Genomic DNA, 12,799 nt, shown 5'->3' with positions numbered 1-12,799 from the left:
TTTTTTTATCTATTTAACTACTTTTTTTCTGTCCGTTAAAACAACCAATTTCTTTTTTATTGAAATACTTTTCCATCAATCATTTCTTTGTTGATGAAGCCGAAGTTTCGACTGTCTACTGAGTTGTCATAGTTATCCCCTAACACAAAATAACTATCTGCTGGAATACGACTGAATCCCTGAATGCCTTTTAAGTCCTCCATCTTCAACTCCACAGAAATGGTGCCACTTGGGAGCGTATCTCCTGAAGGAATAATTGCCATAGAGAATTTGATATAGGGATTGATGAAGAGCGTATTACCTGATAGCCACAGCGCATCCCCAGGCATGCCGACCACCCGTTTGACATACGCAGGTTCGGATGCTTTCAGCTGGAAAATCACCAATTCTCCTCGCTGAATATTCTTTGTTTTTTCAGTTAAGACAATTTCTTTATCCTTTAATGTTGGATTCATGGATTGTCCCTCCACTCGATGAATCCGAACTTTCAATAGGAGAAAGAATACTACCAATATCCCTATACTCAATAGGGCACTTTCATACATCCGTTTGAGGCGTTTTTGACGACGACGTCGCTTTTTCTTTTCTTTTAAATAGGCAGTTTTTCGTTTCTGATAGGCTGCCTGTTCTTCTGGAGTGCGTTTTTTTCGTTTCTTTGTCTTTCTGTCAGAGGATGAAGGAGGCAAGAGAGTTTCGTGTTTTTCAGAATGCTTCACTAGCCTACGTTCTTTTTTTATCGTTGCTTTTGAAGTCGTCCCCTTGTTTTTCCTAGCGGTCAATGAAGAGGGAGTTGCATTCTTCATAGGTTTGACTTGGCTTGATGATGCCTCTGAAGTTGCTTTTTTTGGCTTTTTCTCTGCCTGTTTTTCTTCTTCCATCCCTATCTACTCTCCTCTGGTTGACGCATAGTAACAACGCCTATCACTTGATCTTCTGATACTGGACCAAAATAGCGGCTATCTGTAGCGTAAGAACGATTATCTCCTAAAACATAATATGTGTGTTCAGGAACCGATTGAAGCCCACTAATTTCTTGCCCAGTATCTGCCAAAGAAGGCTTCACTTTTTCGGCGGATGTTTCTTCTTCTGCTAGATAAAACTCCACCCGTTCCTCATCATTCACATAGAGTTTCCCTTGTCGAAGCTCGATTTTTTCTCCGGGAAGACCCACGACTCGCCGAACAATCACATCTTTTTTATCGGTACGAAACGCAATCAGCTGATAACGCGTCACGTTTGTTTGTTTGTTGATAATGACGAGATCTCCGTCGGCTAAGGTAGGCAACATACTGTATCCATATACCTTTGTGACAGAGAAAAAATACATCAAAACCAGCATTACAAACAGAACTCCTCCCCCAATAGAGATGCCTAGTGTGCGTATCCGCTGACGACGCTGTTGTTTTTTACGTTGTGCCAGCTGCCACTGTTTTTTTCGTTGATGTTGCGCTTTTGTACTTCGTTTTGCTTGTTCTGCGGCGTGTATAGAAGAATTATTGCTTCTTGTTTTTTGTTTTTCAAATGTTTTGCTAGCTGCTTTGCTAGAAGAATTTGGCTTCTTTGAACGTTCTGGAGCTAGCTTTTGCTTTTCCAATTCTTTCTGGTTTCTGATTTCTTGGGTGGAGATTACTTGTTTCGACTTCTTTGGAGATTCATTCCCCATAAAAAACAGGTATTTTTCAGAGACTTTTCGTTGATGGATAGCTCCCTTGTTTTTTGTCTCTTGCTTTTTCTTGCTTACTGACTCATACGTTGAAACGACTCGTTTCCGTCTCTTCTTTGTCTTCTGTACGTTTTTTAATGCATTCGTTTCGTCAACAATCGATTGTGTCTTACGTGATACTTTTTTAGTTGCTGGTAATTCTTCAGTTTTCTTTATCTGTTTTCGCTTTTTTTTCTTTTCTTGAATGAGTTTTTCAGACATAAACAATCACTCTCGTTTTGACAGCGCATCTTCTTTGAGGTTAAAGTATTTCGTAACTTTCTTTTGTGTTTCTAAGATGGTCTTCAAATCAGTTTCATAAGAAGCACGAACCTCTTCATCTGTCATCAAAGGTTCCATTTGTCCAGTAACATTTAACCCAAATTCCTTCATTTGCTTATAGTATCGATTTAATAAGCGTTGTCCTTCTACATTGATTCGTCCGTCTGCTCGTTTCACACCGAAGCTTGCCATCCGACCAGAAAGCTCCGTAATGTTGGTTCGCGCACGACTCGGATCTTCTTCGACCAATGCGAGCTGCTTCTCAATTTCTGTTGTTAAGTAATAGCCGGTCACAATAGAGGCCGTATCCTCTTTTGATAAGGCAGTCGATTGGTAATATCGCCCACCAAAGCCTCCCGCCACCAATAATAGACCCAATAGAAACAAGAAAAGAGCGGTTTTTTGTTGTTTTTTTCTCTTTATCATCAGTAGCTTGATTTTTCTCATCCAGAGCCGTTTCTTCTTTTTCATTTTTGGTGGGGACATTTCTTGAAGTTTTTTCAATTCTCTATTACTGCCCACCGCACGAATCAAAGAGACCACCCCAAAGACGCCACACAAAATGGAGATACTGATAAAGGCAATAAATAGCCAGTCGATAATACTCATAGTTTCCCCCTCATTTTCTCGTTGTCCTTACGGTTATTCGTTCATTGTTTCTTTTGATTTTTCTGATGCTTTGGACTTCTTATTTTTGGCTGCTTGTTGTGCTCGCTTCTTTTGTTTGCGTTCTGCAGCTAGCTTGGCTTGTTTCTTTTTATTTACCTGACGAATCCCAACAAATAGAATAAGCGCAAGTACTACACCGCCACCTACGATCATGGCAATCAGCTTCCAGTCAACCCCACGCTCTTGAATCACGCCCACGTCTTCTTGGTTGAATTTATCGGCTTCTTCTTTGGTGATAGTAAACGCTTCTGTCCACTCCCATTTTTCTTTTCCAACGGTCACCAAGACATGGGCACGATAGTCTCCTGGCTTCATCTCATCTCCTTCCATACTAACAGGGATCGTGATTTGAGAATTAGGTGCCATCGCCATTCCGCTTTGTTTCTTGTCATACAACACTTCATCGGAATCCTTTCCCATGATCTGTGCTTCTACACTCATATCGCTTAAGAATACTGCATTGGTATTGGAATAATTCACAAAAACAGACCCTCGATAATTGCTCAATCCGGCATAAACTTTATTGAATGTTAACTCTGGCTGGAGCTTCTTATCTGTTTCCTTTAGCAAAACACCAATTAAATTCGCATAACGATTGATAATGGTAGCATTAGAGTTAGGCTGTTCTTGATCTTTAGACATTAAGCGAATGCCTCCAGCAATCACGCCATCGTATGAAGCATCTGGCATGGTTAACTCAATGGGGATATCCTCTTCACTTTTAGGTTTGACCGTAATCTCGGTGGGTGCCTTCGCAATATCCACAAAATCATACTTCAATGAAGCATCCTTTTCTACCGCACTAGGTCCCCATTCCACGACGCCATTGGAATTTGTTTTGGTACCATTTAACTCGATTTTCAGGGTAATTGGGCTATCTCCTGTATTTTTAATCTTAACATGAAGAGTCTGTTTCTGACCTGGCGTCATTTTTAAATCAAAATAACCACTATCACTGATTTGATTTTCTGGTCGAACCACTTGATATTCAAAACCAGTTGGTGCGGTATTCCCTGTTGTTGACTCGCTCGTCTTCTCGTCTCCTGCGCCGTAAGCCACACTTGGCAGTATGAACAAGCTAAAGACGAGGCTAACTACTATCATTGCTTTTTTCTTCATGGGGTCTCCTCATTTCATTTCGAGAGAAAGACACAAAAGCTGCCTTATTTTGTCTCTTCATCTCGCCTGAATAAATAGGGTACAGGATTTCTCCTGTACCAAGTTTTTACTTCATTTGTTGATTAAATACACACTTTATGCTCCTGGAGCCGCTGGAATTTCAGCAATTGTCCAAGTAATTTCACCTTGGTATGTATTTGTTGTTAATTGGTTTGATTTTGGTACAGTTAATTTCACTGATTCTTGTGAAGTCGTACCTAATTCACCAAACTTAATATCAAATACGCCAAATCCTTTTTGTCCTTTTGTAGACAATACAGTCACAGAATCACCTGCTGCTGAACCTGTAGTAGAGTCTGGAGCTAAGTTAAAGGCTGTTTGAAGTGTTGTGTCTGCACTACCAACTGCTGGCAAGTTATCAGCATTAGCTGCTGTAGTAACTAATGACGCATTTGAATAAGCCAATGATGCACCTTTTAGGATTAAATCTTCATCATAAGCAGTACCATCAAATGCTGTAAATTGTTTAGTCATTTGTGCTGAAACAGTGTAGTCATGGTTTTTTACCCCACGAATATCACGGAATTTTACAAAGTTTTCCATTGTAACTGCATCACCTGAAGCAGTTTCAGTTGTTGTAAAATCTTTTGCGTTATACACTTGATCCGCTGTAAATGTTCCGATTTTTTGTGTATCAAAATCTAATGTTGTTGCACCAACAATCATTAATGGATTCCAATCTTCTGGCGTATCTGGTCCGTCAATTTCCGGTCCTTCTTCTCCTGGAGGTGTAACTTCAGGTTTTTCATTTCCTTGTTCGTATGTGATTGTTCCTTTTCCTACTGCTGGAACTGGAGTAGCTGATTCTGCTGCTGCTGCTCCTACTGGTAATAATGCTGCTGTGCTTAATAAAGCAAGTAACGCTGCTGAACATACTGTTCTTGTTTTCATTTTTTTTCCTCCTAATAATGGGTAAAATATTTATGGTAGCTCGGACAAGGTCCAAGTTAACACCGTTTGATAAGTTGTTGCCTTTTTCTCTGTTTTTCCTGGTACCAACAAGGAAACAGCATGATTGACATACACATCCTGTTTATAGACGGGATCCGTCTCGGGCTTGCCATCAGACACCATAGCTTCCAATGTATTTTTCATTGAAAACTGATTATCTGCTGACGCCCCAAATGAGATTAACCATGTGCCTTCCCCTGACCCCGGCTCTGCCTTAGCCAAGTCATAGGTGGTACCTGGATTCATTTCAATCACATCTTTTTGGACGAGTGGTTTTCCTGTCTTCTCATTCGACGAATTCGCCCATGAGTGATTTAAGGAAATCACTGCCCCATTTAAGATGGTATTCTGATCTTCTGGATTACGAAACTGGTAGTCTTGGGACAGCTGTAGCGTCCATCCTTTACCGGTTCCTCGGAAATCACTGACTTGTACATAGTTTGCACGTGCAGGAGTTTCTGAATGGAACAATTGGGCTTTGGCTGGATACAACTGATCTTCAGAAGAGATCACTTGCTGATTAAAATCTAACGTGGGAACAAAATCTAAGCGCAAGGATTTTCCGGCTGTTTCACTTTCACCGGGATCAATAATTTCACCAGGATTTTCTGGATCGACTTTGTCCCAAGGATATTCTCCTTCAAATGTAACGGAGCCTTTACTTTCCACTGCGTGGCTATCCACAGCTAGAGGTCCCACTATCATAAGCGATAATGAGGCAAGTAAGAATGGACTAAGAATTAGTTTCTTCATCATTCTCCTCCTGACTTTTTCGTTTAAAGATTATGAAGTAACATCCAATGAATAAAAGAATGACCCCACTAATCCAGAGACTTTTTGTCACCAGTTCCCCTGTTTTAGGAAAGGTTTTCCCGGGTGTCTTCGCCGCAGGTTTTTCTCCTGGCGTAACGACTCCTGGTTTTTTACTTCCTTCAACAAACGTAATGGTTCCTTGGCTTTTTACCGAGCCGCCGTCCTTTTCACTGGCATAGCTAAAGTTTGTAAACAAGAGCGTGGAAAAAGAACAGAGCACGATGACTAGTATAGAACTAGCTTTTTTTTTCATAAACAAGCACTCCTTCTTTATTCCCTTGGTAAATTATTCGCTGCAGCAGGAAGTGGGGTATTCTCAATATTCCACTCTAATACTGCTTGATAATTTCCAAGGCTCTCTACTTTTCCAGCTGGAACATATAACTCAAAGCCATCGGTTGTTGCCGTATCTTTCCAACCCTCACTCAACGTATACAAACCATTCGCATCTGGTGCAGCATAGTCGTTTCCGACTAACGGTGTAGCTTGATTGGTTAAGGTTGTTGTCTTATCGCCATAAACAAAGCGAATTGCATCCCTAAGAATATCTGTTCCCGGATTCCCCTGTTCATCAAGCAACGTCAACTCTTGGATCAATTTCACAGTAATATGCCATGGATCCTGACGGTCACTTGCACGAGTATCTTCCACTACTAATGGATTACTATAGGTTGGATTGGTTACGTGTGTAGCTTTTTCATTGACACTTTGAATATCAAAGTTGATGACATCCGGTGCACTAATTAAACTTAATGTACCAAATACAGCCCCACCAGGATTTTCAATTGGTTTTGTTGTTGCCACTTCGTAGGTTTGGTACGTTGGGTTATCAACAATTCCTGGAACAAAGGTTCCTGCTTCCCGTGGTGTGTAGCCAATTGCTTTGGCACTGTTTAAAATGGTGTTTCCAACTGCACTACGCTGGACTTTGGCCTTAAATGTTACGGTTTTTTCTTCCTGAGACGCCAAATCACCAATATTTAACGTTAGTTTTCTGCTGGTTTCGTCGTAATCAAAGGTTACATCTGAAGGGGTAATCCCCGTATTTTCTGCATCAAATTTTAGATTTGCATCTAAAACATCCTCAATCTTGACATCTTTCCAAACGGTGTCTAAACTTGCATCTTTCATATTTTTCACTTTTAGCGTATAAATCAACCAATCTCCAACCTGTGTGGTCGTTGCCCCGCCTTCTACTGCAACTGTTTTTTCAATCGTTGCATCGTCTGGAAGAACATCTACAACAATAAATTCTGTTGCCTTTGCAAACGTTGTATCATGATAGGCAGTTTCTGCTTTTGGATTGCGGTTACCAGTATCAATCCGTGTGCCCTCTAATCCCCTTGGATCAAATTCTGCTGGGAAAGTTGGAGTCACATCAGTTAGATAAATCGTTATCTTGTCCCCAAGATCAAGATACTTAGTCAAATTATATGTCCACGTTCCATCTGCAGCTACCGTTCCCGCTTCGACAGGTGTTCCATCGTTTATCGAAAGCTGTACACGTGCATTTGGTTCAAGGTCTTTTTCGGTTAGTTGCTTCGTCGCATTTGTGATAACACCAGAAGTTAATGAGGTTGGAACAGGTGTTGGTGGTGTTACATCTAATGTCTTTTGCGGTGTCGCAATCAGATCCTCCGGTTTGCTTGGAAGTTGTCCACCTGCTGCCGTCCCACGCCAAGCAGCCACAACACTAACTGTATCTCCTGTTTCAATAAAGTCCCCATTAGGTATCGCAATCTTTACGAATCCGTCACTTGGTGTCGGGTCATTGTAGATAGTTTGCTCATCCCCAATAGTTAGTCCATCTCGAGTATATTCTGTACCATCAGATTTAGTTATTTTCAATCTCACTTCAACTTCATCTTTCCATGCTGGACGAGGTTTAGAATCTTTTTCTTCAGGAACTAACACATTTGCATAAATATACTTATCTGCATTGGTTGGTATCCGAATCGAATCCACAATTGCTGTTTGGTTATTAGCACTCATCCGGGAATAAGCATTAGCGCCTAGATAATTTGCCGTAAAATCAGCATCCGTTGAAGAAACAACTGTTGCATAATTGGTGCCTGTTAATGAATAATCAAAAAGGTTCCATGCATTAGATGGATTATCATCTAAATTTGTCCCTGATTTCCAAACAGATAATTGAGAGTTTGTTGTATTGAATGTAGAAGTTCTCGTCCCTACATCAAATACATAACCACCACCCACACGGTCATTTCGAAAATCAAAGTATTTAGGACTAGTCATCTTGAAATTAACTAAGCCACCATTAAAAATTCCATCTCTAGCCACACGTCCCAATCCTTTAGCAACAAAATAAGTACCTTCATCAGCAGTAATGTTAAAATTCTGGGAACCTGCATCTAGCGCGGCACCGTATTTAGCTGTAATACTTACGTTGGAGTTGTCCCCTGACACCGTAAACTCATGTGGCTCAGTTGCTGTTCCTGCGTAATAAATCCCTTGATTTCGTGCACTAGCACCTGGAGATAACGCTGAACCACTCCCGGCATTAATAATCGTAAAATCAGATCCACCTGTTACACGTACCTTATTTCCGCCACCAGACATACGAATTCCTGGCGCTTCACCACCATTTTTAACAATTGACATTTTAGAGTTATTGGACACATTAAACTCCATATTTCCACGAACCCTAAAGCGGATAGGAACTCCATAGATGTACCCACCATCAGTGTCTGATACCACTTCTAAAATAGAGTTATTGCTGACATTAAATGTACCACCAGCACTCTCAAGCTGTAGTACTGTTTTTTGTCTTGCATGTGCTTTAACTCTTGCACCGTCAAGAACATTAATACTAGATTTTAGCGTACCAGAGGTAACATTAAACAATCCACCATCATCAGCTTCAGTGTAGTTGTACCCTTCTATATCCAAAAGCGTCCCTTCATCTTTAATCGTTACATCCGATTGCTGATCAAAGTTCCACATCATCTTTCGTCCATCTGCTGCATGAGTAATTACTTGACTTTGTTTATCAATCATAACAATTCCCCCAGCAGTTGTTATGTTATATACATAGATAGATTCAGATGTAAATTGTGTCCCATTTGTGATTGTCAGATTTTTCGATCTCATCATTGCAATTGCCGCAGCCGTCGTAAGACTAGACTGAGCTGCATTTACATGTGCAACTGCATTATCAAATGTAAGTCCACCGCCAACCATATTCGCTAAAGGACCCGTATTCCCAGATAAGGAATTCACTGTCCCTGAAAAAATAATATTTCCTGCACCGAGAAACACTGCTCTAGCAATCGTCGTTCCTGTACTTGTGTAGGTGAAATTATTTATTCGTAAAGTTGTTAGTGTAGGTACAGTAATAGAGAAGTTTCCAAAACTGACACTATGGCCATTAAAGTTAATCGTCGCATCTGTCACTGCATTGGTAATGGCACTAGTTGCGACCAAATCTGATACAACATTGATTTCTGTCGTAGCTGTGGCTGTTGACAAGGCTGCAGATAATCCTGCCCATGTACTTACATCTACCGCTGCCCTTGTTTGAGCGTTCGCTGCTTTTGCTACAGGTACTTCCTTCTCTTCAACAGGCTCTTTTAATTCCACTTCTGCGTTTTCAGTAGCTTCTTTACCTGATTCATTTGCTTCACTTGGTTCATTCAATTCTTCAATATCCTCAAGTTCAGCCACTTTATCTGAGATAGCATTTAACTGGTTGTCAATGACACCTGCCACTCCATAGACATTCCCCACTGAATCATTTGTATTTAACACTTCAGATTCTGAAGTGTTGGTCTCTTCCATCGCTCGAATCGGTTGTAGACTATCTGCGAAGATGACGCCGATAACCATCGATACAAGCAAAGCTATTCCCCAAAAAAGCTTTCTATTTTTTTTCCTTTTCATATTTTCTCACCTCCTCTCAAGTAGTTATGACCTGCTAGTTTTCATAAAATAACTTCATAGCTGTTTTTCCTACGTTATAAGATTTGGTCCCCCTTTTTTAGATAGATACCTCTCTTACTAATTAATAACCACAGTTTTTCTATCTAGTTAGGTAATACTTGTTAATAAAAAAGCAATTTTTTATCTCATCAAATCAGATAACTAAAGTTATTTCTTTGCAATGAAAAGATAAGTAAATCAACTATTGATTTATGTATACTTTTTTATTTAATATATTTTTACAAGACTACCATTGTTAGGTTTTCTTCAAAAAATAGTTTTATCCTAGACTATCTGATTTAACTCATGTACACGCGAAATTAATTGATTGAAGAGTCTTTCTGATTCTTCTTTTGCCGCTTCAACATTTTGTTGATAAAGTAGGGTGTTCGCTTTTAAGTGTCGCAGTTCTTCTTTCGCCTCTGATTTTATTTCATGAGCTTTAGCATCAGCCTGCTTCAATAGGTCTTTCTCATTCAGCTTGGCATTCAATAGAATATTTGCTAACTCATCTTTGGCTAAAGAATAGTCATTTTCTTGAGAACTTCGATTCTTAAAAGTTGAAAGTTCTTCTTCAAGCACATGTATATGAGCCAACAAATCCTTGTAGGCTCGTGTCTCTATAATAACTGTCCCTTCTGGCTGTTTTGCTGACTCTGTTAACTGATTCACCAAAACCGTTAGCTGCTGATTCTGTTGTGTCAATCGATCAAAGTGCTGATGCAAACGTTCATTTTCTGTACGTTCCTGTGTCAACATGCTCTGAAGTGACTCCTGTACAATGAGTGCTGCTTCTTCTTTCTGATACCGTTCTTGAGTCAGCTCTGTTATTTGTAGCGAAAGACTTAAGTTTTCTTCTGACAGCTGCTCATTTTCTTCAAGCAGCCTATTTGTTTCCACACTCATTTGGCTCGTTTCTTTATGTAAGATTTGATTTGCTTTACTTAACTGTTTATTTTCATTACGCAAAGCAATCTGCTCTTTTTTATGTTCTGCTATTTCAAGCACATAGCTTTCTTTTTCTCGTGCCCAATGCTCTTTTAATTCATTTACTTGTGGGTGGTGTTTGGCAAGCCGAATTATTTCTTCAGAAAATTTAGTATTTTCATTTGTCAGTTTTTCAATGAGTCCTTTGTATTCCTCAAGCTCTAAGTTTGAAACAGGTGAAAAATCCCTTCTAGCGTCTGCTTCCAGTTCTCGAATCTTTGTTTCCAGTACTACACGACGTTTCTCCATTTCCTGTTTATCAGATGCCAGTTTCACGTTTTCTATTTCTAATCGCTGATTTCGTTGCTGAAGTTCACCTATCCCATCTTCTTCAAAGTCATCCTTTAAATCGTTCAATATATCAAATACTGCATGTTTCTTTTTTCTTTTAAAGGCTGCCATCTTGTTCTCGCTTTCTTAGTCTCCACTTTATTCCATTAGGTAAAAACTGAGTTCATTTGTCTCTATTTTTGTGTACTTAAATTACGTTATCAGCATTATAAAAAAACTAAAGTTATTTCTTTTGGAATAAAAAATTCTTTTTTTCTCCCATAAAAATACCTTTTTTAGACATCATTTTTTCCCACTATTTAAGAAAAAGCATGGTAAACTTTAGATATTGTCATCTTAGTTTATTTAAAACCAAGAGAATGCTTGAAAATCGTTTACTGTGAATAGTTTCAGCAGGTAGCTGACGGCGTTCTGACGGAGCTTTCTTTTTTGGCGTTTCTTATTCCTTGGAACAGATAAAAATTACAGAATGTAAAGAGGAGACCAGATTTCAAAAAAAAACAAAAAAAATCCCCTCCAAAAAAAGTACTCTTTTTTTGAAAACGATTTCTTATCTAATTTATGCTAAGCATGCTTCCATCTTTTCCAACATATCCAAGCGAGTTTCTATCATAGAGTCCCCATAAACATCTAGCGTCATCTGCGTAGATGCATGCCCCATTACCGCACTCACTGAGGAGATATTTTTTGAAACTTCCAAACATCGTGTCGCAAAGGTATGACGTAATTGATGGAAATGAACATCTGGTAAATTGGCTTTTTTCCGAATACGATTAAAATGATAGGTAAGTGTTCGGGGTTCAGTAGCTGTTTCTCCTTTACCGAAGACAAATATAGCTGACTCCTTTTTTTCTGCATGGGTAAGTAATAACTGTTTTAGAGTCTGCCCTAGTGGAATCACTCGTGCAGATCCCTCCGTTTTTGCAGAATTATAGAGAAGTTGTGTTTTCTTCGTACCTTTTTCTAAGTTGATTCGCTGGTAGGTATGACTAACAGAAATAATATTTTCATCAAAATCAATATCTGTCCATTTTAATGCAGCTAGCTCACCAATCCGCATTCCCGTGAGCAGTGCGGTAATTGTCGTTAATCCATGATTTTTTTCTTCTTCCACAGCAACCTTCATAAGTGTCTTTTGCTCGGAACGTTTCAGTGCACGCACCTTTTCTTTTCTTTTTTTGGGTAATTTAACAAAGCGAAAAGGATTGTTTTCCAGATAACCAATTTCTTGTGCATAATTCAGGCACGCTTTAACAATTCCCATGATTATTTGGATAGTTGATATTTGAAGTGTTTTTCGTAATGTCCAAATCAACTGTTGCCCATCTAAACGAGTCAGTTCATTTAAGGGGATTCTTCCAATAATAGGGGACACATAGTGAGTTAGTTTATATTGATAGCTGGCATACGTAGAAGGTTTGACTGTTTCAAGCTGATCTTTTAACCAATAGGTGGCAAGAACATCAAACGGTAGTGTCGTACTTCCTCTGATCTCTCGAATCGCAAAATATTTTAGTTTGAGGGGATAAAGCTTTCTTTGTGCTTCTTGATAAGAACGACCGTAGACATAACCATATTTTGTTTTTCCCAGTTCATTTTTTCCTTTAATATAACGTCCTTCCCAGCGCCCATCTTTTCGTTTGTAGATGTTTTCTCCTCGTTTCATTACATTTAGCTCCTTTCTTTTTGACGGCTTAATAGACGGGCTATAATTAACCCAACTTTTCCAGAAAACCGCTCATTTTAACAAAAAATTCATATTATAAAAAAATTTTTCTAAAAATAAACTAAGTTATTGACATTTTTACTCAAATAAATTACTATTCATGTATGCATAACTCTCGTTATCTTGTATAAGATTATTTTTTGTCTTGGTTTTAAATAAACCACGACTTTTTTAGTGTATCATGATTTATTCAACCATGTTTTCCTTTTACTTAAAATTCTATAAACTGAAGAATCACTATAAAAAATAACCACTAAATT

The 12,799-nt window shown here is 39.0% G+C and carries 10 protein-coding genes; all 10 read right to left on the bottom strand.

Features of this window, described 5'->3' with window-relative positions; translation table 11 throughout:
- Window positions 1-56 precede the first annotated feature (56 nt).
- The 10 genes from lepB (I589_RS14775) to I589_RS14730 all read right to left on the bottom strand — a co-directional run bounded on the left by lepB (I589_RS14775) (window position 57) and on the right by I589_RS14730 (window position 12,479).
- Window positions 57-878 carry a signal peptidase I gene (gene lepB, locus I589_RS14775; protein ID WP_010767103.1) on the bottom strand — a complete coding sequence of 274 codons (822 nt, stop codon included), beginning with the start codon at window positions 876-878 and terminating at the stop codon, window positions 57-59.
- 2 nt (window positions 879-880) lie between these two features.
- Window positions 881-1,924, bottom strand: coding sequence for a signal peptidase I (lepB, locus tag I589_RS17945; protein ID WP_010767102.1), 1,044 nt, complete (start codon window positions 1,922-1,924; stop codon window positions 881-883).
- Between the two features lie 6 nt (window positions 1,925-1,930).
- Window positions 1,931-2,593 (bottom strand): hypothetical protein, encoded by a 663-nt coding sequence (locus I589_RS14765; RefSeq protein WP_010767101.1) that lies wholly within the window; start codon window positions 2,591-2,593, stop codon window positions 1,931-1,933.
- A 33-nt stretch (window positions 2,594-2,626) separates the two neighbouring features.
- Window positions 2,627-3,772, bottom strand: a complete 1,146-nt coding sequence (locus I589_RS14760) for a WxLIP family cell surface protein (RefSeq protein ID WP_010767100.1) — start codon at window positions 3,770-3,772, stop codon at window positions 2,627-2,629.
- 135 nt (window positions 3,773-3,907) lie between these two features.
- The gene (locus I589_RS14755) at window positions 3,908-4,723 is read right to left on the bottom strand and encodes a WxL domain-containing protein (RefSeq protein ID WP_010767099.1); all 816 of its coding nucleotides are present in this window, start codon (window positions 4,721-4,723) and stop codon (window positions 3,908-3,910) included.
- A gap of 30 nt (window positions 4,724-4,753) precedes the next feature.
- Window positions 4,754-5,536: a WxL domain-containing protein gene (locus I589_RS14750; protein WP_010767098.1), complete on the bottom strand. Its 783-nt coding sequence runs from the start codon at window positions 5,534-5,536 to the stop codon at window positions 4,754-4,756.
- Entirely contained in the window at window positions 5,517-5,849 is a 333-nt protein-coding gene (locus tag I589_RS14745; protein ID WP_010767097.1) for an EF2685/EF0750 family sortase-dependent surface protein, read from the bottom strand. The genes I589_RS14750 and I589_RS14745 overlap by 20 nt, the downstream gene beginning before the upstream one ends.
- A gap of 17 nt (window positions 5,850-5,866) precedes the next feature.
- The gene (locus tag I589_RS14740; RefSeq protein WP_010767096.1) at window positions 5,867-9,496 is read right to left on the bottom strand and encodes a WxL domain-containing protein; all 3,630 of its coding nucleotides are present in this window, start codon (window positions 9,494-9,496) and stop codon (window positions 5,867-5,869) included.
- Between the two features lie 324 nt (window positions 9,497-9,820).
- Window positions 9,821-10,924 (bottom strand): coiled-coil domain-containing protein, encoded by a 1,104-nt coding sequence (locus I589_RS14735; RefSeq protein ID WP_010767095.1) that lies wholly within the window; start codon window positions 10,922-10,924, stop codon window positions 9,821-9,823.
- A 448-nt stretch (window positions 10,925-11,372) separates the two neighbouring features.
- Complete coding sequence (locus I589_RS14730) at window positions 11,373-12,479, bottom strand: tyrosine-type recombinase/integrase (RefSeq protein ID WP_010767094.1); 1,107 nt, start codon at window positions 12,477-12,479, stop codon at window positions 11,373-11,375.
- Window positions 12,480-12,799: the final 320 nt, after the last annotated feature.

Source organism: Enterococcus phoeniculicola ATCC BAA-412 (assembly GCF_000407505.1).
GTDB classification, from domain to species: Bacteria; Bacillota; Bacilli; order Lactobacillales; family Enterococcaceae; genus Enterococcus_K; species Enterococcus_K phoeniculicola.
Note: the sequence above shows the minus strand (reverse complement) of the source record. Positions and strands in the feature narration are given on the sequence as shown.

Bases quoted from the DNA above. Each gene is read 5' to 3' on its own strand.
- I589_RS14765 (WP_010767101.1), bottom strand. From the start codon at position 2,593: ATGAGTATTATCGACTGGCTATTTATTGCCTTTATCAGTATCTCCATT.
- lepB (WP_010767103.1), bottom strand. From the start codon at position 878: ATGGAAGAAGAAAAACAGGCAGAGAAAAAGCCAAAAAAAGCAACTTCA.
- I589_RS14745 (WP_010767097.1), bottom strand. From the start codon at position 5,849: ATGAAAAAAAAAGCTAGTTCTATACTAGTCATCGTGCTCTGTTCTTTT.
- I589_RS14760 (WP_010767100.1), bottom strand. From the start codon at position 3,772: ATGAAGAAAAAAGCAATGATAGTAGTTAGCCTCGTCTTTAGCTTGTTC.
- I589_RS14735 (WP_010767095.1), bottom strand. From the start codon at position 10,924: ATGGCAGCCTTTAAAAGAAAAAAGAAACATGCAGTATTTGATATATTG.
- I589_RS14740 (WP_010767096.1), bottom strand. From the start codon at position 9,496: ATGAAAAGGAAAAAAAATAGAAAGCTTTTTTGGGGAATAGCTTTGCTT.
- I589_RS14730 (WP_010767094.1), bottom strand. From the start codon at position 12,479: ATGAAACGAGGAGAAAACATCTACAAACGAAAAGATGGGCGCTGGGAA.
- I589_RS14755 (WP_010767099.1), bottom strand. From the start codon at position 4,723: ATGAAAACAAGAACAGTATGTTCAGCAGCGTTACTTGCTTTATTAAGC.
- lepB (WP_010767102.1), bottom strand. From the start codon at position 1,924: ATGTCTGAAAAACTCATTCAAGAAAAGAAAAAAAAGCGAAAACAGATA.
- I589_RS14750 (WP_010767098.1), bottom strand. From the start codon at position 5,536: ATGAAGAAACTAATTCTTAGTCCATTCTTACTTGCCTCATTATCGCTT.